The sequence below is a fragment of the Microbacterium altimontanum genome (assembly GCF_058349865.2).
Genome location: NZ_JBYRJB020000005.1, coordinates 97,824 through 119,018, shown reverse-complemented (window position 1 = coordinate 119,018; position 21,195 = coordinate 97,824). Strand labels below are relative to the sequence as shown.

17 protein-coding genes are annotated in these 21,195 nt (G+C 69.8%); 7 read left to right on the top strand and 10 right to left on the bottom strand.

Features of this window, described 5'->3' with window-relative positions; translation table 11 throughout:
- Positions 1-3 precede the first annotated feature (3 nt).
- Complete coding sequence (locus AC3RX1_RS10145) at positions 4-324, bottom strand: chorismate mutase (RefSeq protein ID WP_491501116.1); 321 nt, start codon at positions 322-324, stop codon at positions 4-6.
- 121 nt (positions 325-445) lie between these two features.
- Here AC3RX1_RS10145 and AC3RX1_RS10140 point away from each other — a divergent pair, with 121 nt between their 5' ends.
- Positions 446-1,642, top strand: a complete 1,197-nt coding sequence (locus tag AC3RX1_RS10140) for an AI-2E family transporter (RefSeq protein ID WP_491501115.1) — start codon at positions 446-448, stop codon at positions 1,640-1,642.
- 30 nt (positions 1,643-1,672) lie between these two features.
- On the opposite strand, the gene AC3RX1_RS10135 is transcribed toward AC3RX1_RS10140, so the two are convergent.
- Together AC3RX1_RS10135 and AC3RX1_RS10130 are read right to left on the bottom strand one after the other, a co-directional pair.
- Positions 1,673-2,824, bottom strand: a complete 1,152-nt coding sequence (locus tag AC3RX1_RS10135; RefSeq protein ID WP_491501114.1) for a lactonase family protein — start codon at positions 2,822-2,824, stop codon at positions 1,673-1,675.
- Complete coding sequence (locus tag AC3RX1_RS10130) at positions 2,824-4,107, bottom strand: adenylosuccinate synthase (RefSeq protein ID WP_491501113.1); 1,284 nt, start codon at positions 4,105-4,107, stop codon at positions 2,824-2,826. Before AC3RX1_RS10130 ends, AC3RX1_RS10135 begins: the two co-directional genes overlap by 1 nt.
- A gap of 149 nt (positions 4,108-4,256) precedes the next feature.
- On the opposite strand from AC3RX1_RS10130, the gene argG reads away from it, so the two are divergent.
- The 6 genes from argG to AC3RX1_RS10100 all read left to right on the top strand — a co-directional run bounded on the left by argG (position 4,257) and on the right by AC3RX1_RS10100 (position 13,589).
- The gene (gene argG / locus AC3RX1_RS10125) at positions 4,257-5,687 is read left to right on the top strand and encodes an argininosuccinate synthase (protein ID WP_491501112.1); all 1,431 of its coding nucleotides are present in this window, start codon (positions 4,257-4,259) and stop codon (positions 5,685-5,687) included.
- 100 nt (positions 5,688-5,787) lie between these two features.
- Positions 5,788-6,408, top strand: coding sequence for a TetR/AcrR family transcriptional regulator (locus AC3RX1_RS10120; RefSeq protein ID WP_491501111.1), 621 nt, complete (start codon positions 5,788-5,790; stop codon positions 6,406-6,408).
- Positions 6,405-7,538, top strand: a complete 1,134-nt coding sequence (locus AC3RX1_RS10115) for a hypothetical protein (protein ID WP_491501110.1) — start codon at positions 6,405-6,407, stop codon at positions 7,536-7,538. The genes AC3RX1_RS10120 and AC3RX1_RS10115 overlap by 4 nt, the downstream gene beginning before the upstream one ends.
- Positions 7,535-9,436, top strand: coding sequence for a YhgE/Pip family protein (locus AC3RX1_RS10110; RefSeq protein ID WP_491501109.1), 1,902 nt, complete (start codon positions 7,535-7,537; stop codon positions 9,434-9,436). The genes AC3RX1_RS10115 and AC3RX1_RS10110 overlap by 4 nt, the downstream gene beginning before the upstream one ends.
- Positions 9,437-9,542: 106 nt before the next feature.
- Entirely contained in the window at positions 9,543-12,149 is a 2,607-nt protein-coding gene (locus AC3RX1_RS10105) for a penicillin acylase family protein (RefSeq protein WP_491501108.1), read from the top strand.
- Between the two features lie 609 nt (positions 12,150-12,758).
- The gene (locus AC3RX1_RS10100; RefSeq protein ID WP_491501107.1) at positions 12,759-13,589 is read left to right on the top strand and encodes an aggregation-promoting factor C-terminal-like domain-containing protein; all 831 of its coding nucleotides are present in this window, start codon (positions 12,759-12,761) and stop codon (positions 13,587-13,589) included.
- Positions 13,590-13,766: 177 nt separating this feature from the next.
- On the opposite strand, the gene mnhG is transcribed toward AC3RX1_RS10100, so the two are convergent.
- The 7 genes from mnhG to AC3RX1_RS10065 form a co-directional block, all read right to left on the bottom strand.
- Positions 13,767-14,132: a monovalent cation/H(+) antiporter subunit G gene (gene mnhG / locus AC3RX1_RS10095; RefSeq protein ID WP_491501106.1), complete on the bottom strand. Its 366-nt coding sequence runs from the start codon at positions 14,130-14,132 to the stop codon at positions 13,767-13,769.
- Positions 14,132-14,392 (bottom strand): MrpF/PhaF family protein, encoded by a 261-nt coding sequence (locus AC3RX1_RS10090; RefSeq protein ID WP_491501105.1) that lies wholly within the window; start codon positions 14,390-14,392, stop codon positions 14,132-14,134. The genes mnhG and AC3RX1_RS10090 overlap by 1 nt, the downstream gene beginning before the upstream one ends.
- Positions 14,389-14,928 (bottom strand): Na+/H+ antiporter subunit E, encoded by a 540-nt coding sequence (locus AC3RX1_RS10085; protein ID WP_491501104.1) that lies wholly within the window; start codon positions 14,926-14,928, stop codon positions 14,389-14,391. Before AC3RX1_RS10085 ends, AC3RX1_RS10090 begins: the two co-directional genes overlap by 4 nt.
- A complete protein-coding gene (locus tag AC3RX1_RS10080; protein WP_491501103.1) occupies positions 14,925-16,493 on the bottom strand; it encodes a Na+/H+ antiporter subunit D in 1,569 nt (522 codons plus the stop codon). The genes AC3RX1_RS10085 and AC3RX1_RS10080 overlap by 4 nt, the downstream gene beginning before the upstream one ends.
- Positions 16,490-17,011, bottom strand: a complete 522-nt coding sequence (locus tag AC3RX1_RS10075; RefSeq protein WP_491501102.1) for a Na(+)/H(+) antiporter subunit C — start codon at positions 17,009-17,011, stop codon at positions 16,490-16,492. The genes AC3RX1_RS10080 and AC3RX1_RS10075 overlap by 4 nt, the downstream gene beginning before the upstream one ends.
- Positions 17,008-20,004, bottom strand: a complete 2,997-nt coding sequence (locus AC3RX1_RS10070) for a Na+/H+ antiporter subunit A (RefSeq protein WP_491501101.1) — start codon at positions 20,002-20,004, stop codon at positions 17,008-17,010. The genes AC3RX1_RS10075 and AC3RX1_RS10070 overlap by 4 nt, the downstream gene beginning before the upstream one ends.
- Before the next feature lie 81 nt (positions 20,005-20,085).
- Positions 20,086-21,159, bottom strand: coding sequence for a LacI family DNA-binding transcriptional regulator (locus AC3RX1_RS10065; RefSeq protein ID WP_491501100.1), 1,074 nt, complete (start codon positions 21,157-21,159; stop codon positions 20,086-20,088).
- Between the last annotated feature and the right edge of the window lie 36 nt (positions 21,160-21,195).

Genomic DNA, 21,195 nt, shown 5'->3' with positions numbered 1-21,195 from the left:
GGGTCAGTCACCCTCGGCGGCGGCCTCGTGGTGCCTGATGACCTCGGCCACGACGAAGTCGAACCACTTGTGAGCGAACTCGGGATCGAGGTCGGCCTGTTCGGCGAGGCTGCGCAGCCGGGCGATCTGCTGCTCCTCGCGAGCAGGATCCGACGGCGGCATCCGGTGGACGGCCTTCAGGCGACCGACCTGCTTCGTGCACTTGAATCGCTCGGCGAGCAGGTAGATGAGGGCGGCGTCGATGTTGTCGATGCTGCCGCGCAGGCGCAGCAGCGTGGCAATCGGGTCCTCTGTGGAAACGCGGTCGTCTGCGGCGTCGGTCATGGCATCCTCCCTGCGCGCGAGGCGCCGTTCGAGGGTACCGCGGGCTTCCGGTGCTCCTCGCTTGCGTGACATCCCGCGGCATCCGTCCCCGTCGCCCGTGGCCTGCCCATAGAGTGTGCGCATGACCGATGCAGCCGAGACCTCCGGTGTCGCCGCGCCGTCCCATGCCACGGCCGAAGCCGACGCATCCGTGTCGCCCCCTCTTTCCGGCGGTCCGGTGACGGATGCCGTTGCGGAGCGTTCCGGAGAGGCCCCGCCCTCGCGCACCTTCTGGGCGAGCCTGAATCATCCGTTCGGGGTGGGGTTCTTCGTGACGCTCGGAGCGCTCGTCGCGGTCGTGCTGGGCCTTGCCGTGTCGAACCTGTCGACGGTCATCATCTACGTCGTCTTCGCGATGTTCGCGGCGCTCGGTCTGGATCCGGTCGTGCGCTTCCTCGAGCGCCACAAGGTGTCGCGCGCGTGGAGCATCGTCATCGTGTTCACGGCGTTCGCGGTGATCATCGTGGGAGTTCTCTGGCTGATCATCCCGGTGGTGGTGCAGCAGATCACCCAGTTCGTCCGCGACATCCCGTCGATCATCGCCGACTTCCAGGCCTCGGCGTTCTACGGCTGGCTGCAGGACACCCTCGGCGACCAGGTCGGCGACATCATCAAGCAGGTGCAGGGCTTCCTCACGAACCCGGCGAACATCGCGGCGATCGGCGGCGGCGTCGTCAAGGTCGGCATCACGATCGGCACCACGATCTCGGCGCTGATCATCATCCTCGTGCTGAGCCTGTACTTCCTCGCGTCGCTGCCCTCGATCAAGGAGTCGTTCACGCGGCTGGCACCGGCGCGCAACCGCTCGCAGGTCGGCTCGATCACCGAGCAGATCACGAGCTCGATCGGCGGCTACCTCGGCGGGATGGTGGTGCTCGCCTTCTTCAACTCGATCGTCGCGGGTCTGCTGTTCACGATCCTGGGGCTTCCGTTCCCTCTGCTGATGGCCGTCGTCGCGTTCACCATCACGCTGATTCCCCTCGTGGGTTCGGTGCTGTTCTGGATCACGGGCTCGCTCATCGCCCTGTTCTCCAGTCCGCTGTCGGCGCTGATCTTCGCGATCATCTACCTCATCTACATGCAGATCGAGGCCTACGTGCTGACCCCGCGCGTGATGAACAAGGCCGTCTCGGTTCCTGGTTCGCTCGTGGTGATCGGGGCGCTCGTGGGCGGCACCCTGCTCGGCCTGCTCGGAGCCCTCGTGGCGATCCCCGTCACGGCATCCATCCTGCTCATCATCAAGCAGGTCGTCATCCCGAAGCAGGACGCGAAGGTCTAGGACTGCGCAGGGTCCTGCCGGGCGGCCGCCTCAGGGCAGGGGCAGCAGGCAGGTGGGCGACGGCACGTCCGCGCGGTGCCGGACCCGGCCCGGCACGCCGGTGCGCTCGTCCAGAGTGAGCGATGCCACGTCGTTCGAGTGCTGTCCGGCGACGAGCAGGGTGTCGCGCGCCACCATGTGGTAGCGCGGCCAGTCCACGCCCGATTCGATCAGTGCCACCGGCTCGAGCGCCGACCCATCGTCACGCACGCGGAGGGTGCCGAGCGTGTTCGACCCGCGCACCCCGGCATAGAGGAAGGAGCCGTCGCGCGACATCGCGAGCTCGGCCGCGGCGTCGCCGTCGAGTGTTCCGGCGTTCACCGGCGTGCCCCCGACCAGCCGCCACGCGCCGGATTCCTCGCGGGCGAGAACGAACACCTCGCACGACAGCTCGGTGATCACGTAGAGGTGACCGCTCGGGTGCATGAGCATGTGCCGCGGACCGGTGCCGCGGGGCAGCACGACCTCGCCGACCGGGCGCAGGCCGTCGGCCGTCGGCCGCCAGAACCTCACCAGGTCGAAGCCGAGGTCGGTCGTCGCGAGAAGTCCGTCGGCCAGGAACATCGCCTCGTGCGCCCGTGAGACCCGGTCGTCCTCGCCGTGGTCCTCCTCGCCCTGTTCGCCGGCGTCCACACCCCGTGTGAACAGCTGACCGCCGAGGGCGCGGGCAAGGTCCGCTCCCTCACCGGCGCCCGCCGGACCGAGGACGGCGTCGGGGCCGTAGGGGTCGGTCGCAGGCTCCGCAATGAGCGGGTTCGACGGACGGCCGTCGGCATCCAGCGCCATGCGCACCACCCGGCCGTCACCCCAGCATGAGGCGACGAGCGAGCGGCCGTCGGGCGCGACAGCCACATGGCACACGAGCTCGCCGGCGGGCACCTGGTCGCCGAGGGGAGTGAAGGATGCTTCGCCCGTGCGCGCGAACGCCCGCACGGCGCCGGCTGCCTCCAGCGACGCGTAGACGACATCGAGGGTCGGATGGCGAGCGATCCACGAGGGCGAGCCGTCGGTGGCGACGGCGTCTCCGACGAAGGAGAGCGGTCCGCCGGCGAGTCCGTCGTCGGCTGCACCGGCCAGCAGGATGCCGAGGCCGCTCGCGGCCCCCTTCATGTCGGCGGTGTAGCCGCCCGTGAGCAGACGCATCAGACCAGATCGTTCCGTACGATGACCGCGTCGCGCGCCGCGCCGACGCCGATGACCGAGATGCGGGTGCCGCTCATCCCCTCGAGGGCGAGCACGTAGTCCTGCGCCGTCTGCGGCAGCTCATCGAAGCTGCGAGCGGCCGAGATGTCCTCGCTCCAGCCGGGCAGGTACTCGTAGATCGGGGTCGCGTGGTGGAAGTCTGACTGGTTGACCGGCACTTCGTCGAAGCGCGTGCCGTCGACGTCATAGGCGACGCAGACCGGGATCTGCTCGAGACCGGTGAGGATGTCGAGCTTCGTCAGCACGAGGTCGGTGATGCCGTTGATGCGTGTCGCATAGCGGGTCACCGGCGCGTCGTACCAGCCGACGCGGCGCGGGCGCCCCGTCGTGGTGCCGAATTCGAAGCCGCGCGAGCGCAGCCACTCCCCCGACTCGTCGAACAGCTCGGTCGGGAACGGGCCGGAGCCGACGCGGGTCGTGTAGGCCTTGACGATGCCCACGATGCGGTCGAGGCGGTTCGGGCCGACGCCGGAGCCGGTCGCGGCGCCGCCCGCGGTCGCGGACGACGACGTCACGAACGGGTACGTGCCGTGGTCGATGTCGAGCATCGTCGCCTGGCCGCCCTCGAACACGACGACATCCCCGGCGTCCAGTGCGTCGTTCAGGAGGAGAGAGGAATCGGCGACCATCGGGCGCAGCCGGTCGGCGTAGGAGAGGAGGTCCTCGAGCACCTCGTCGCAGGTGATCGCGCGCCGGTTGTAGACCTTGAGCAGCAGGTGGTTCTTCTGGTCGAGAGCGCCCTCGATCTTCTGGCGCAGGATGTTCTCGTCGAACAGGTCCTGCACGCGGATGCCGACGCGGTTGATCTTGTCGGCGTACGTCGGGCCGATGCCGCGCCCGGTCGTGCCGATCTGGCGCTTGCCGAGGAAGCGCTCGGTGACCTTGTCGAGGGTGCGGTGGTACTGCGTGATGATGTGGGCGTTGGCGCTCACCTTGAGACGGGAGACGTCCACGCCCCGCGCCGACAGCGCCTCGAGCTCGGCGAACAGCACCTCGAGGTCGACGACGACGCCGTTGCCGATCACCGGCGTGACGCCGGGGCTCAGGATGCCGCTGGGCAGCAGGTGCAGGGCGTACTTCTCCTCGCCCACCACGACGGTGTGCCCGGCGTTGTTGCCGCCGTTGAACTTGACGACCCAGTCGGTGCGATCGCCGAGGAGGTCGGTGGCCTTGCCCTTTCCCTCGTCCCCCCACTGGACTCCGACGATGACGATTCCTGGCATGAGAGGGCCCCCGAGAGAAGTTGGAACGGCTTACGCCCCATCCTATCGAGGAGGCTCCGACAGCGTCTGAAAGGGTCGCACCGTGACCGGCTCCGCACCCGACGTCACGGCCCCGGGAGCAGCATCGCCCGCTCAGTAGACTGGAGGGCATGTCGAAGGTCCTCCAGTCCCTGCCCGTCGGCGAGCGCGTCGGCATCGCCTTCTCGGGAGGCCTTGACACCTCCGTCGCCGTGGCCTGGATGCGCGACAAGGGCGCGATCCCCTGCACGTACACCGGCGACCTCGGCCAGCCCGATGAGACCGACATCGAGGCGATCCCCGGCCGCGCCACCCAGTACGGTGCGGAGATCTCCCGCCTGGTCGACTGCAAGCGCGCGCTCGTCGAGGAGGGCTTCGGCGCCCTCGCGTGCGGCGCGTTCCACATCCGGTCGGCCGGACGCACGTACTTCAACACCACGCCGATCGGCCGGGCCGTCACCGGCACGCTGCTCGTGCGCGCCATGAAGGAGGACGGCGTCGACATCTGGGGCGACGGATCGACCTACAAGGGCAACGACATCGAGCGGTTCTACCGCTACGGCCTTCTCGCCAACCCCAGCCTGCGCATCTACAAGCCGTGGCTGGACGCCGACTTCGTGAGCGAGCTCGGCGGCCGGAAGGAGATGAGCGAGTGGCTCGTCGCCCACGGCTTCCCGTATCGCGACTCCGCCGAGAAGGCGTACTCCACCGACGCGAACATCTGGGGCGCGACCCACGAGGCGAAGACCCTCGAGCACCTCGACGTGTCGCTCGAGACCGTCGAGCCGATCATGGGCGTGCGGTTCTGGGACCCGTCGGTCGAGATCGAGGCAGAGGACGTCACCGTCACGTTCGAGGCCGGACGCCCTGTCGCGCTCAACGGGCGCGAGTTCGGGGATCCCGTCGATCTCGTGTTCGAGGCGAACCGCATCGGCGGACGCCACGGCCTGGGGATGAGCGACCAGATCGAGAACCGCATCATCGAGGCCAAGTCGCGCGGCATCTACGAAGCGCCCGGCATGGCGCTGCTGTTCATCGCGTATGAGCGCCTCGTGAACGGCATCCTGAACGAAGACACCCTCGCGACGTACCACGAGCAGGGCCGTCGACTCGGGCGGCTGATGTACGAGGGCCGCTGGCTCGAGCCGCAGTCGCTCATGCTGCGCGAGTCGATCCAGAAGTGGGTCGGATCGACGATCTCGGGCACCGTGACGCTGCGCCTGCGCCGTGGCGAGGACTACACGATCCTCGACACGACTGCGCCGAACCTCTCGTACGCCCCCGAGAAGCTCTCCATGGAACGCGTGGGCGACGCGGCGTTCGGCCCCATCGACCGCATCGGTCAGCTCACGATGCGCAACCTCGACATCGCCGACTCCCGCGGGCGCCTCGAGCAGTACGCCGGGATGGGCCTCATCGGCGGCGCGACCCGCGAACTCGTCGGCGTGCTCGAGCAGGGCGCTGCCGATGAGATCTCCGAGGCGGGCACCGACACGCAGGAGGCGGCGGCAGCGGTGAACGAGGCCGTCGAGGGCGCTGCGTTCGACGCCGGCACCGACTGACGCCGCCACGTGCGCGGCCACCCCGCACCCTGGCCGAGAATTTGCACAGCATTGTGCATTCTGTTTGTGCACAGCGGTGTGTAAGTTCTACCCTTGAGTGGTGACCACACCTCCTCCTCCCCGTCGCCGCGACGCCGCCGAGAACCGCGCAGGCCTCCTCGTCGCCGCCGTCGCGGTGCTCGCCGACGACCCCAACGCGTCGGTCGACGCCATCACGAAGGCGGCCGGGCTCACCCGTCGCGCCTTCTACGGTCACTTCGAAGACCGTGAGGCCCTGATCGCGGCGGTCATCGCGGCGGGAGCCGAGCGCTTCAATGCGATCGCGGATGCCGTCACCGACGACGATCCCCGCGAAGCGCTCGCGCACCTGGCGCGCGCACTCTGGAGCGAAGCGCAGCACGTGCACGCGGCGGCCGCCATCGCCCTCAACGACCGGCTCGTGCATCGCACGGCCGATGCGCTCTCGCCGGTGCGCGCGCGCCTCGTCGAGATCTGCGAACGCGGTTACGAGCGCGACGTGCTCCGTCGCGACATCCCGCCCGCAGTCACCGCCCGCCTCGTCGAAGAGGCGGCGCGCGGCGCCATCACCGGTCTCGATCCAGCCCTCAACGGCGACCACGAGCTCGCCGTGCGGGCCGTGCTCGGCGCTGCCGGCCTCGGCTGGCGCGAGGTCGACCAGCTTCTCACCGACTCGCCGTCTGTTCCGGAGGACCGCGCATGAGAATCGAGCTGCAGGATGTCGCCAAGGGCGACGCGCTGCCACCAACCTCCACGTCCTTCGCCACGGGCACCGCGACGCTCGTGGAGGCCGAGACCGAGCAGCGGCCCACGGTGCTCGGCCTCATCGCCTCCGGCCGGATGAAGCCGGCTGGTGGCACCGTGCTGCTCGACGGCGAGCGCGACGACGCCGCCATCCGTCGCATCACCGCCCTCGTCGACGCGCCCGACGTCTGCGATCCGGCGCCCGATGTCGCGGTCCTCGGTCTCGTCGAAGAGGAGCTGATGTTCGCCGGGCGTCCCTCGAATCCGGTCTCGGCCCGCCGCTGGCTGAGCGACAACGGATACGCGGAGCTCGGGCGGCTGCCGATCTCCGATGTCGCACCGCGCGACCGCATCGCCCTGCTGCTCGAGCTGACCGCGCTGCGCCGTCGCGTCGAGGCGATGGTGCTCGTCTCACCCGACCGCCACGGCGGCGACCCGAGGGAGTGGTGGCAGATCGTCGAGGAGTTCGCCGAACGCGGGTACGCGATGCTCGTCGTCGCGGGAGCCGCGTCTGCCGCCGTACTCGACGGCCTCACTCCGAGCGAAGGAGATTCCGCCCAGCGGAGGGCCGGCATGGGGGCGGGCGCCCTTCTCTCGGCCGATTCTCCTTCTCTCGAGGAGACGACGGTGGTGGACGAGGCGGCCGTGGCCGGCGAGGCGACCCTGGCCGACGAGTTGACCCTGGCCGGCGAGGCGGAGCCCGACACCGCGACGGAGCTCGATGCGGGGACGGATGTCTCGGCCGAGACCGCGACGGAGCCGGACGCCAGGACGGATGCCGCAGCCGACGCCGCCGACCAGCAGCACGATGATGCCGCGGTCACTCCCCTCGGCCACGACGGCCGGCCCCCGAGGGAAGGGGATTCCGCCGAGCGGAGGGCGAAAGCGGCCCGGAAACACCTTCTCCCGGCTGATTCCCCTTCTCTCGACGAGACGGCCGATGGCGCGGCCGACCGTCCAGGCGGCGCGGCCGACCGTCCAGGCGGCGCGGCCGACCGTCCAGACGACACGGCCGACCGTCCAGACGACACGGCCGACGGACCGGGCGATGCCGGAGACGACACCTCTGAGACCGGGGAGAACCGATGAAGATCCCGGCGATGATCATGGCCGAGCTTCGTCGGCTGACCTCGACGAAGATGGCGATTCTCGCGCTCGTCGCGCTGATGGCAGTGCCCATCCTCTACGGCGGCCTGTACCTCTGGGCGAACCAGAACCCGTACGGAAAGTTCAGCGAAGTGCCGGTCGGCCTCGTCGTCGACGACGAGGGGGTCGCGGCATCCGGCGACACCGACGCGGTGAACTACGGCGATCAGGTCGCCGACGAGCTGCTCGAGGGCAGAGCCTTCGACTGGCATCGGATGAGTGCCGCCGAGGCCGAGACCGCCCTGCACGACGGCGAGGTCGACTTCACCGTCACGCTGCCGAAAGACTTCTCGGAGGCTCTCACGAGCGTGGCGGGCGACGACCCGCATCAGGCGCGGATCGAGCTCGAAACGAACGACGCCGGCAACTACCTGGCCTCGTCGATCGGCGACCAGGCGGTCGAGAAGATCCGCCGTTCGGTGGCCGAACTCGTCGGCCGCGAGGCGGCGAGCCGCCTCCTGACGGCGCTCTCCGACGTGCGCGCCAGCCTCGGCGACGCCGCCGACGGCGCCGCGAAGCTGACCGACGGTGCCGGCTCCGCCGAGAACGGCGCCGGGGCACTTCACGACGGCGCATCGCAGCTCGTCACGGGAACGAAGAAGCTCGCCAGCGGCGCACATCAGATCGCCGACGGATCGCAGCAGCTCGTCACCGGATCGCAGAAGCTCTCCGGCGGCGCCCATCAGGTCGCCGACGGAACCCGTCAGCTCGCCGGCTACGCCGACCGGGCCGGGAGCGCCGTGCAGGCGGTCACCGACGCGCTGCCGACGGCACGCGCCGACATCGCGAGGGTCCTCGCCGACAAAGGCCTCAGCCAGGCGGAGATCGACGATGTGCTGGCCACGCTCGACCCGCTCGCCGACAAGGTGCGCACCGGCGATGCGAAGGTGCAGGCCGCCGTCGGCAAGGTCGGCCAGCTCGCCGCCGGCGCCGATCAGGTCGCGTCGGGGGCGGATCAGCTCGCGTCGGGATCGAAGCGGGTCGCCGACGGCGCATCGCAGCTCGCCGCGGGCACCGACAGCGCGGTGACGGGATCGACGAAGCTGCGCGACGGCGCGGCCACTCTGCAGAACGGGCTCGCCACGCTCACCGGTGGCGCCGCGACGCTGCGCGACGGCCTGCGCGACGGGGTGCAGCAGATCCCGTCCTCCACCGCCGACCTGCGCGCCCAGCAGGCGAAGACGATCTCCGATCCGATCCAGATCGAGTCGTCGAAGGTCGCCGAGGCGTCCAACTACGGTGCCGGCCTCGCCCCGTTCTTCGCCGCTCTTGCGGGATGGATCGGCATCTACGCCCTGTTCCTCATCGTCAAGCCGATCTCACGGCGGGCGGTCACGGCGCTCCGCCGGCCCATCGCCGTGACGATGGCGGGATGGCTCACGCCGGCGGTGCTCGGCGGCATCCAGATGGTGGGCCTGTTCGGCGTGCTGGCGCTCGCGCTCGGCTTCGGATTCGCGAACCCGTGGGGAACGCTCGGCGTCATGGTCGCAGCATCCTTCACCTACGCGGCGATCATCCTCGCGCTGAACGTCTGGCTCGGATCGGTCGGACAGTTCCTCGGCCTCGTGCTCATGGTGCTGCAGCTCGTGACCGCGGGCGGCACCTTCCCGTGGCAGACGCTGCCGGCGCCATTGGCAGGGCTGCACCACGTGCTGCCGATGGGATTCGTGGTCGATGCGATGCGCCAGCTCATGTACGGCGGCGACCTCGCCCGCGTCGGCGGCGACCTCGGCGTGCTCGCCATCTGGCTCGTCGCCTCCCTCGCCCTCGCGGCGATCGGAGTGACGCGGATGACGCACCGGCGCACCCTGCGCGATCTGCGGCCGAGCCTCATCGGCTAGCAGGGGCGATCCCGAGCGGAGTTCGGGTTCGCCGGCAGCTTCGCTACGATGCGAGGACGCCCCGAACGACCCGACGTCCGGGCGCGCCGGTACCGAAAGAGCGTCAATGCCGAAACGATCGCCCGCGTCACCATCGACGGCCTCCGGCCGACCCGAGACCGATGCCCCACCCGCATCCCGCCCGGGACGTTCACGCGGCCGAACCGTCGCGATCACGGCGTACGCGGTCCTCGCCGGCCTCGTGGCGATCGCCTTGATCGCGGCGGGATTCGTCGCGTTCACGATCCAGCGCTCGTTCCCGACGCTCGACGGAGAGGTTCGTGCTGCCGGGCTGCACGACAAGGTCACCGTGCTGCGCGACGACCGCGGCATCCCGACGATCACCGCCGACGACGAGCACGACCTGTTCTTCGCCCAGGGGTACGTGCACGCACAGGACCGCTTCTGGGAGATGGACTTCCGCCGCCACGTGACCAGCGGGCGGCTGTCGGAGCTGTTCGGCGCCTCGCAGCTGCCGACCGACAGGTTCCTGCGCACGCTCGGATGGCGCAAGGTCGCCGAGAAGGAGGTCGAGCTCCTCTCCGACGAGGCGCGCGCCTCCTATCAGGCGTACGCCGACGGCGTGAACGCCTATCTCAAGGACCACAGCGGCGCCGCGGTGTCGCTGGAGTACGCGGTGCTCGGCCTGCAGAATGCCGACTACGCGATCGAGAAGTGGACGATCGCGGACTCCCTGTCGTGGCTGAAGGCGATGGCCTGGGACCTCCGGTCGAACCTCGGTGAGGAGACATCCCGCGCCCTGCTCGCGTCGCACTACACGGCTCACCAGATCGGCGAGCTCTTCCCAGCGTACCCGTACGATCAGAACCCCGTGATCGTGCCGACGATCACCTCCGACGCGCCGGCGGCCCACGCATCCGCCGTCGAAACGGCATCGGTGCAGTGGTCGCAGGTCGACAACGTGGTCGAGGCGGCGAGCGCGCTCATCGGCCCCGTCGGGGAGAGCGTCGGATCGAACTCGTGGGTCGTCTCGGGCGACCTGACCGAGTCGGGCAAGCCCCTGCTGGCGAACGACCCGCACCTGGGCGCCGCGATGCCGAGCGTGTGGCATCAGATCGGATTGCGGTGCCGCACCATCTCGGCGGTGTGCCCGTACGACGTCGCGGGGTTCGGCTTCTCGGGTATGCCGGGAGTCATCATCGGCCACAACCAGAAGATCGCGTGGGGCTTCACGAACCTCACGACCGACGTCACCGACCTGTACCTCGAGAAGGTGCAGGGCGAGAAGTACTGGCGCGACGGCAAGCTCGTTCCGCTGCAGATCACCCGCGAGATCATCAAGGTCGCGGGCGGGAAGGATGTCGATCTCGAGATCCGCTCGACGAACAACGGCCCGATCATCTCCGACTCGGGCGACTACGAAGCGATCGCCGCCGACCCGCACACCGGAACCGGCGGCACCGTCGCTCCCCCGTCGAACGCTCCCGAGGGGCAGACGGCCGTCGCGCTGAAGTGGACGGCGCTCACTCCTGGCACCACGGCCGAGGCGATCTTCACGCTCGACAAGGCGCAGGACTTCGCGGCGTTCCGCGCCGCGGCGCAGCAGTTCGACGTGCCAGCGCAGAACCTCATCTACGCCGACGTCGACGGGAACATCGGCTACCAGGCACCGGGCAAGCTGCCGATCCGGGGCAAGGGCGACGGCTCGATGCCGCAGCCCGGGTGGGACTCCGCCTACGACTGGAAGGGCTTCATCCCGTTCGAGAAGCTTCCGGTGTCGTACAACCCGGATTCGGGGTACATCGTGACGGCGAACAACGCGATCGTCGGGAAGGACTACCCCTACTTCCTCACGAACGACTGGGACTACGGATGGCGCGCAGCGCGCATCGTCGACCTCATCGAGCGCACCTCGGCGTCGCACAAGCTCACCGTGGACGACATGCGGGCGATCCAGGCCGACACCGACTTCTGGATCGGCAAGAAGCTCATCGCCGCGTATTCGAAGCTGACGATCGACGATCCCGACGTGAAGGGCGCGCTGAAGCTCTTCGACCTGTGGGACGGCCACAACGAGGCCGACTCCCCCGCGGCCGCGTACGCGAACGTGATCTGGGACGAGCTCGCTCAGGACCTCTTCTCGCGCCGCGAGCACCCGGCTCCGGTCGGCGGTCAGGATCGCCAGTTCCTCGTGGTCGACAAGCTCCTCGGCGAGCCCGCCTCCGCATGGTGGACCAACGAGAAGATCGGCGTGAACGGCATGGACGAGATGCTGACGAAGGCCGCCACAGATGCGTACAAGCGGCTCGTGAAGCTGCAGGGCTCTCAGGTCGACGGGTGGTCGTGGGGCGGACTGCACACCCTCGAGCTCACCAACGCCACGTTCGGCACTTCGGGGATCGCGCCGGTCGAGTGGCTCTTCAACCGGGGGCCGTTCCCGGTGGGCGGCGGATCATCGGTCGTCAACGCGACGGGATGGACCGTCGGGGGCGGGTTCGACGTCGTCACTGTGCCGTCGATGCGCATGGTGGTGGATCTGTCGGACTGGGATGCGTCGACCTGGAACAACCTGACCGGCGAGAGCGGGCACGCGTTCCACCCCAACTACGATGACCAGGTGGAGGCGTGGCAGCACGTCGAGCCGCTGCCGTGGGCATATTCGCGCAAGGCCACCAAGGCCGCTGCAACCCACACCCTGGCCCTGACGCCGTAGCGCTCACTCGGATGCCTGGGCGAGCGCCCTCCGTCAGGTCCCTGAGCGCCCTTCGTCTCGGGACTTCGTCCCTCGCTCAGGGACCTGACATCGTAGCCACACCGTCAGGTCCCTGAGCGAGCGCAGCGAGTCGAAGGGCCGGCGCGCCCTACTGCCCGGGCCGACTTGGCGCGGGTCGGCAGCGCGTCTATCGGTCGTGCGAGGGCCGCCTCGGCGGCATCGTTATCCGACCGGAACAGGCGCTGCGCATCCCAGCCACGTGGGCGTCGCAACGACGCACCGGCCCACGGACACGCCGCTTGTTATCGAACCGTTATCACCGGCCTGCCAGGGACCTCGGATGAACCGTCCAGAAACGCCCCATACCGTGGACCGGTCCGCCGCACGGCGCCCGAGTCGCGGGGTGGATGTCTCGGTTCGGCCCGTGGTCGAACGACATCAGCAGCCGGATGACCCGGTCATCGTCCCTGCGCTCAGGCGCAGCGGGCGTGCGTCGCGCCGAGACGACCAGCCCGCCCGGGCTCGCGTCCGCTGAACGCGAGCCCGTCGCCCCGGAGATCCGCAAGGCCTCCCCCACGCACGGCGGGACAGCACGACAATCGGAGTCCCGTGCGCCTTCGCACCCTCACCCTTCCCCAGAAGTCCCTGCTCGCCGCGGTCTCCATGGCCGCCACTCTCGGGGTCGTCGCGGTTCCCGCCAGCGCCGCCACCCGCGACCCGGCCCCCACACCCGAATCCCACGCGGCCGCCGAGCTCCGCCCGGTCGACCAGAACGCCGCCTACTTCGCGAGCGTCGCCCGCGGCACCGCCGACCTCGCCGAGGGCAAGGTCAACACCGGCAACCTCGACGTGCAGATCGCGCTCGTTGAGCAGTCCGCCGACATGACGCCGGCCACGGCCCGCACGCTCACCGACGACCTCCGCGCGATGACGGCATCCGTCGCGGCGCAGGTCGTCAGCTACGACAAGGAGCAGGCCCGCAAAGCCGCCGCGGCGAAGGCCGCGAAGATCAAGGCAGCCAAGGAGGCAGCCGCCCGCAAGGCCGCCGCCGAGCGCAAGGCGGCCGCCGCCGCGAAGGCCGCCCGGCAGTCGTCCTCCGCCGGCGCGCCCGCCTCGACCGGCTCGGTGTCCTCCGCCGGCAACTCGCCGTCGGCCGCCCGGGCCTACGCCCGGAGCCTCATGTCGAGCAAGTACGGCTGGGGCGGCGACCAGTTCTCGTGCCTCAACTCGCTGTGGAACCGCGAGTCGGGGTGGCGCGTGCACGCCGCCAACCCGAGCGGTGCGTACGGCATCCCGCAGGCCCTCCCCGGGTCGAAGATGGGCGCCGGCTGGCAGAACAGCGCGCAGGTGCAGGTCTCGTGGGGGCTCGGCTACATCAAGTCCCGCTACGGCACCCCCTGTGGCGCGTGGGGTCACTCGCAGTCGACCGGCTGGTACTGACGCGCACGCCGCGGCCGCGGCATCCCGTCGCCCCCTACCGGTGAGGGTACAGCTGGTGGACGAAGGTACGGGAACCACCCACACCCTCGTCCACCAGCTGTACCTTCGCGGCTGCGGGCCCGGCGCGAGCCGGCCCGCCCGGTCGGGCTCGTCCCGGCTCGAGCAGCCGGCACCGCGTCACGACACGTCGTGGTCGGTATCGGCCTCGGCGAGCTCGTCGACGATCATCTCGTCGTGGGCGACGCGTCCGTTGCGGTAGGCCTGGCGACCCACCATGTGCGCGGCCAGCGGCGCGGTCGCGAGCTGGACAACGACGACGGGAACGAGGAACGCGGTCACCGGCCACGACCGCAACGCGAGGGCGATCGCCAGGCAGATCAGCATGAGCCCCAGCACCTGCGGCTTGGTGGCGGCATGCAGCCGCGTCGGCACATCCCGGAACCGCACCACGCCGACCGCGGCGGCGAGGCACAGCAACGCCCCGACGAGCACCAGGATGAGCGCGACCGTGTCGAGCACGGCGTTCAGCACAGACGCATCCATCACTGATCCTTCCGTGCCACGAAACGGGCGATCGCGATGGATCCGAACACTCCCACCGCCGCGATGATCAGCAGGATCGGGAGCGTCTGGGTGTGCCGGTTGATGACCATGTCGGCGCCGAGCGCGCAGAGCACCTCGGTCAGGAGCACGTCGGCCGCCACTGCGCGGTCGAGGATCGACGGTCCGCGCACGATGCGCCACAGCGTGACGAGCGCCGCCGCCGCGAAGACCACCGCGATCACCCACACCAGCCAGCTCATCGCTTCGCTCCCCTCACCTGGTCGATCTGGGCGCGCGAGCCGACTGCCCGCACGATGCGCTCCTCCCAGCGCAGCACGCCCTGACGCTGCTTCTCGACGTCCTTCATCGACCGCACCCCGATGAAGTGCAGGTACAGGATGCGGTTGTCGCGGTCCGTGTGCACCACGAGGGAGCCCGGGATGAGCGACGCCGTCACCCCGACGTGCGTCATGATGAGGTCGTCGTCGGTGCGCAGCCGCACCGCGATGATCGCGGAGCCGGGCTGGCGGCGGAAGTCGAACACCTGCCATGCGACCGTCAGCGAACTGACGACGACAGCGCCGAGGAACTCGACGACGTAGACGAGGCCCCACCAGAGATTGATGCGGCCGGAGAGCTCCACCGGCGGCAGCTGGAACACCCGGGTCACGACGACGGCGACGATGAGCCCGGTGACGAACGCGAGCACCGTGAACTGGCCCCACAGCAGCATCCACAGGGCGATGAGCCATACGAAGAACGGCAGCTGGCGCCACACCGTCTGCACGAACCTCATTCCGCCACCCCCTCGTGCAGCTGCTCGAGGTGCACGGGCTGCGAGATTCCTGCGCCGATGCGAGAGCAGAGGTCGTAGAGCGGACCGGCGAAGACCGTGAGCGCGAGGGTCACGGCCACCATTCCGGCCGTCGCGGCCGTCATGATGCGCGGGATGGCACGGCGCTCCGTCTGCACGCCCGCTGCCGGTGCGCCCTTGAGGTACGCGACCCGGTCGAGCGTCTCGGTCTCGGCCTCGTCGGGCTCGTCGTCTTCGCGCCAGAACGAGAGGTTCCAGGCCCGCATCAGCGCGTACAGCGTGAGGAGGGAGGTGAGGATGCCGCCGACGATCAGCACGATCATGAGCGGCGTGCCGATCTGCGCGGCCGCGTCGAACAGCGCGTACTTGCCGATGAAACCCGAGAACGGGGGAAGGCCCCCGAGGTTGATCGCCGGGATGAAGAACAGCACCGCGAGCACCGGCGCGGTGCGCATGAGGCCCTTCACCTTGAGGATCGATGTCGATCCGGCACGGCGCTCGATGAGGCCCACCGCGAGGAACAGCGTCGTCTGCACGACGATGTGGTGCACGATGTAGTACGCCGTCGCGCCGAGGCCGGCGGGCGTCGCGATCGCCAGGCCGAACACCATGTACCCGATGTGGCTCACGAGGGTGAATGACAGGATGCGTTTCAGCTCCGCCTGCGCGAGCGCGCCGAGGATGCCGACGACCATCGTCGCCAGGCCCACCCAGAGCAGCAGCGTGTTGATGTCACTCGAGGCGAACAGCTGCGTCTCGGTGCGGATCATCGCGTAGACGCCGACCTTCGTCAGCAGTCCCGCGAACACCGCGGTGACCGGCGCCGGCGCGGTCGGGTACGAGTCGGGCAGCCAGAACGAGAGCGGGAAGACGGCGGCCTTGATCGCGAACGCGATGAGCAGCATGAGGTGCAGCACGAGCTGCGTCGACGGCGGCAGCTGGCTGATCCGCTCGGCGACCTGCGCCATGTTCACGGTGCCGACCGCGCCGTAGATCATCGCGATCGCGGCGAGGAACAGGATCGACGAGACCAGCGACACCACGATGTAGACGACGCCGGTGCGGATGCGCGACTCGGTGCCGCCAAGTGTGATGAGCACGTACGACGCGACGAGCAGGATCTCGAACCCGACGTACAGGTTGAACAGATCGCCGGCGATGAACGCGTTGAAGATCCCCGCCGACAGGATGAGATACGTCGGATGGAAGATCGAGACCGGGGTGTCATCGTCGTTGTCGGCCGACCCCTGGCCCACCGAGAACAGCAGAACCGCGAGCAGCACGACGGCCGAGACGCCGACGAGCAGCGCCGAGAGCCGGTCGACGTACAGCACGATGCCGAACGGGATCGGCCATCCCCCGACCGAGACCGCGAGCGGGGTGTCGGATGCGTCGACGGCCACGAGCAGCACGGCCGAGATCACGACGACGGCGGAGAGCGTCACGACGGACGTCGCGATCTGCACGCGGCGGCGATGTGCGGCGATGAGCGTCACGGCGGCGCCGAGCAGCGGCAGCGTCACGATCAGGGGGATGAGTCCGTTCATCGATCACCTCGATCCACGGGAGCGTCGTCGTCGATCGCGGCGTGATCGCGGTGGTGCAGCACGGTGATCGGGTGCGTCGAGGTGTCGACGAAGTCGGTGGAGATCTCCTCGTCGGCGTCTTCGACCTCGACCTCGTCGTCCAGCACGTCCTCGTCCGCGGCGCGACCCGTGCCGCGCAGCGCCAGGTCGTCCTCGTCGTCGGGCAGCGTGTCGGCCTGGCCGAGCTGCCAGGAGCGATAGATCAGTGCGAGCAGGAACGCCGACACGGCGAACGTGATCACGATGGCGGTGAGGGTCAGCGCCTGCGGCAGCGGGTCGCTCATGTCGCCCTTGTCGGCCTCGCCGAAGAACGGTGCGAGCCCCGGGCGGCCCATCACGATCAGCAGCAGCAGGTTGGCCGCATTGCCGAGCAGCAGGAACCCGATGAGCACTCGCGTGAGGCTGCGCTCGAGCATCGCGTAGACGCCGCACGCGAAGAGCACCGCCATGATGACGATCAGGATGCCGCTGACGCTCATCGTGCTCGCACCTGACGCTCGTCCTCCTTCGCCGACTGAGCCTGCCGGTCGACCTCAGCGCCGAGGCTGCGCAGCACATCGAGCACGAGCCCGATGACCACGAGGTACACGCCGACGTCGAAGATCGTCGACGTCACGAACTCGACGTGACCGAGAACCGGGATGTCGGCGCTCAGCACCGCACTCGTGAGCGGCGCCTCACCGAGGAAGACAGGGACGACGGCGCATGCGACGGCGAGCGTCATGCCGGCGCCCAGCAGCCGACCCGCGTCGGTGGGCGCTGCCGCACCGAGCTCGTACCGGCCGCCGGCGATGTAGCGCATGACCAGCGCGATCCCGGCCACGAGGCCGCCGGCGAAGCCGCCGCCGGGCAGGTTGTGGCCGGCGAACAGCAGGTACAGCGAGACGATGATGATCGTGTGGAAGAGGATCCGTACGATCACCTCGAGCATGATCGAACGCTCCTCCGCCCGCACGCGCTGGCCGCCCACGAGCCACGCCCGGCGGCCCTGCGCGCCGGGCGCATCCTGCCGCTGCAAGCCGTCGGCCGTCTCGACGAGGGGGCGGCGGGAGCGGCCGACGTCGGCGGGCAGCGCCGAGGTGGATGACAGCACGTCTGCCCGGTGGGTGACGAAGACGAGGGATGCGACGCCGGTCGCCGCGAGGATGAGCACCGACAGCTCCCCCATCGTGTCCCATCCGCGCAGGTCGACGAGCGCGACGTTCACGACGTTCCTGCCGTGGCCGAGGGCGTACGCGAGCTCGGGGAAGCTGTCGGAGATCGGCGCCTCATCCCGTGCGCCGGTCGCGACGACCGCGACGGCGGCCATTGTGAGACCGACGGCCGCGCCGAGGACGGCGCGGGCGAGGGGCACGACCGACTCGTGGTGCTCGCCCATGCGCGACGGGATGCGTCGCAGCACGAGCGCGAACGAGATCATCGTCACGGTCTCGACGAGCACCTGCGTGAGGGCGAGGTCGGGAGCGCCGCTCGTGGCGAACAGGATGATCATGCCGAGGCCCGTGACCGACACGAGCACGACGCCCGTGTACCGCTTGCGCGCCCGGACGGCGATGAATCCGGCGATGATCATCAGCGGGGCGACCAGCAGCTGCACCGGCGACTGCCACAGATCGAGGCGGGCGCGCCACTGTGGGCTGGCGAGCAGCACGGTGCCCTCGGCCACGACGAACACGATGAAGATCGTCGCCACATACAGCGGCAGCGACCCCCGCTGGGTCGTGCGGGTGACGGCGACTGCGACCCGGGCGATCAGGCGCAGGGCGAGGTTGTAGAGCTCGACCGCCGTGAACGGCAGCACGCGCCGGCGGCGGTCCCACCCGATCATGCGGGCGCCCCAGAAGACGAGCCCGCCCAGGACGAGCGTCGAGAGCGAGATCCACAGCGCGGGACCTGCGCCGTGCCACAGGGCGAGGTGTTCGGCGTGGGGCGACATGACGCCCGGAGTCGCGGCGGGCACGGTGTCGGCGTAGAGCGCGAGGACGGAATCGAGCAGGGGCGCCGCGAAGCCCGCGATGATCGAGAGGGCGGAGAGCACGATCGGTCCGGCAACGAAGCCGAGCGGCGGCCGCGGCCATTCCGTATCGGGCATACGCGCGCCGCGGGGGGCGGGCTCGGCCGACGCGGACGTCTCCTCGTCGCCCTCCGGGGCGGGAACGGGAACCTTCTTGCGCCAGAACGCGCCCCAGACGATCCGGATGCCGTACGCCGCGGTGAGCGCCGAGCCGATGACGACGCCGACGAGGGCCACGACCCCCCATCCCGCTCCCCCGGCCGACTCGTGAAGCAGCGTGGTGAGCACGCCCTCCTTCGCCACGAAGCCCACGGTGGGGATGACCCCTGCCATCGAGCACACCGCGATGATCGTGAAGCCCGCCAGCACGGGCGCCTGGCGGCCGAGCCCCGAGATCTCGCGGATGTCGCGCGTGGACAGCTGCCGGTCGATGACACCGACGACGAGGAACAGGCACGACTTGAACAGCGCGTGACTGACCAGGAGAGCGAGACCCGCGAGCGCGGCGCCGCGGGTGCCGAAGCCGAGAACGGCGGTGAGGAAGCCGAGCTGGCTGACGGTCCCGAACGCGAGGATGCGCTTGAGGTCGGTCTCGCGCAGGGCCTGCACGCCGCCGAGCAGCATCGTGAAGATGCCGAGGGAGACGAGGATCGGCCGCCACGGGCCGGTGTCGGCGAAGGCCGGTGCGAGGCGCGCGATGAGGTAGACGCCCGCCTTCACCATGGCCGCCGCGTGCAGATACGCGCTGACCGGTGTGGGGGCGGCCATCGCGCCCGGCAGCCAGAAGTGGAAGGGGAAGATCGCGGACTTGCTGAGCGCGCCGACCAGGACGAGCACGATCGCCGCGTCGACGACCGGCCCGCTCGGCGGGTGCGCGACGATGCCCGACAGGCTCGTCGTGCCCGACTGCACGACGAGGAGCACGACGCCCACGAGCATGACGAGCCCGCCGACGGTGGTGACGAGGAGCGCCTGCAGAGCCGAGCGGCGACTCGCCCCGCGTCGATGATAGAAGCCGATGAGCAGGTAGCTGAGGACGCTCGTGACCTCCCACAGCATCACGAGCACCACGACGTCGTCGACGAGCACCAGACCGTACATGGCACCGGCGAAGCCCAGAAGGACTGCCGAGAACTGACCGACGCCCTGCATCGACGAGCCGTCGAAGTACCACCGGCAGTAGAACAGCACGATCGCGCCCACGCCGGTGACGACGAGGGCCATGACCCAGCTGAGTGCGTCCATCCGCATCGTCAATCGGATGCCGAGGCTGGGGATCCAGTCATATGCCTCGAACGGAATCTCACCGCCGAGCACGGCCGGAGCAAGGAGCGCCGAATGCAGGAAGGCGACGAGCGGCAGCACGGCCGCGGCGAAGAACGCGCGGGGACCCCAGAGGCGGACCAGCACCGGCATGACCATCGGAACGAGGGCGAACGCGGCGAGGAGGATCAGCACGCGGCGGCCTCCTTGCAGGGTCGGGGGTCGCCCCCATTCTACGGGCCGTCGCCTCCCGCACCCGCGCCGTTCTGCAATGAATCAGCGCGCGGTCGACGTGTTCCCGGCTCGGAATGTGCACGTGAAGCGGAAGGATGCCGGGCTGCCGCCGTCGAGCATGGCCGCGATCGCCTGGCCCGCCATCCGTCCCTTGTCGGCGGCCGGCTGGACCATCGTCGTCAGCACGTACGGCGCGAGCCCGTCGACGTTCACGCCGTCGAAGCCCGTCACGCTGACGTCGTTCGGCACCCGCATGCCCGCCTCCTCGGCCGCACGGATCACTCCTGCCGCGAGCAGATCGCTCTGCGCGAGCACCGCGGTGGGCTGCGCGGCCGGGTTCGCGAACAGCACACGCCCCGCGATGAGCCCCTCGTCGATCGAGCTCGCTCCGGCAGCGAAGGCGGGAGCACCGGCGTACACGTCACGGAATCCGGCGAGCCGGTCACGCGTCACGTCGACCGTGAGCACATCGCCGTCGCCGTGCCATCCGCGTTCGCCCCGCGCATCCCGCGGAAGAGTCACCATCGCCACGTGCTCGTGCCCGAGCGAGCGGACATGACGCGCCATCTGCTCCTGCGCCTCGCGGTTGTCGAGATTGACCTGCGGCACTCCCTCCCCCGCGTCGCCCTCCACGACGACGACGGGGATGCCGCGCGAGCGGAGTATCCCGAGCGATTCCCGCATCCGCCCGTTGCACCCGACGAGAACGGCGGCGTCGAGCGGTGCGGTGGTGAGGCGGGGCTCTCGCGGGCGGCTCTCCGGATCGTCGCGCGTGTGCTCGTCGGCCGCATCGTCCTCCCGCAGCAGGAGCAGGCCCGCGCCGAGCGGCGCGACGCCCTCCGCGATGCCGTCCATCATGATCCGGGTGACCGGGTCGAGGAACACCGTGCGCAGCGCACCCTGGAACACGATGCCGACGATGCCGCTGCGCCCGCGGCGCAGGGAGGCGGCGCGCGGGTCGGGGCCGGTGTAGCCGAGCTCCGCTGCCGCTTGGAGCACCCGCTCACGCGTCGCATCCGACACCGGCGTCTTGCCGCTGAACACGACCGAGGCGGTCGACGCCGCGACGCCGGCGGCCCGCGCCACATCGGCGATCGTCGCTCTGCGTATGCTCATCGCTCCCGATGCTACCCGGCGATCTCGACCTCCGGC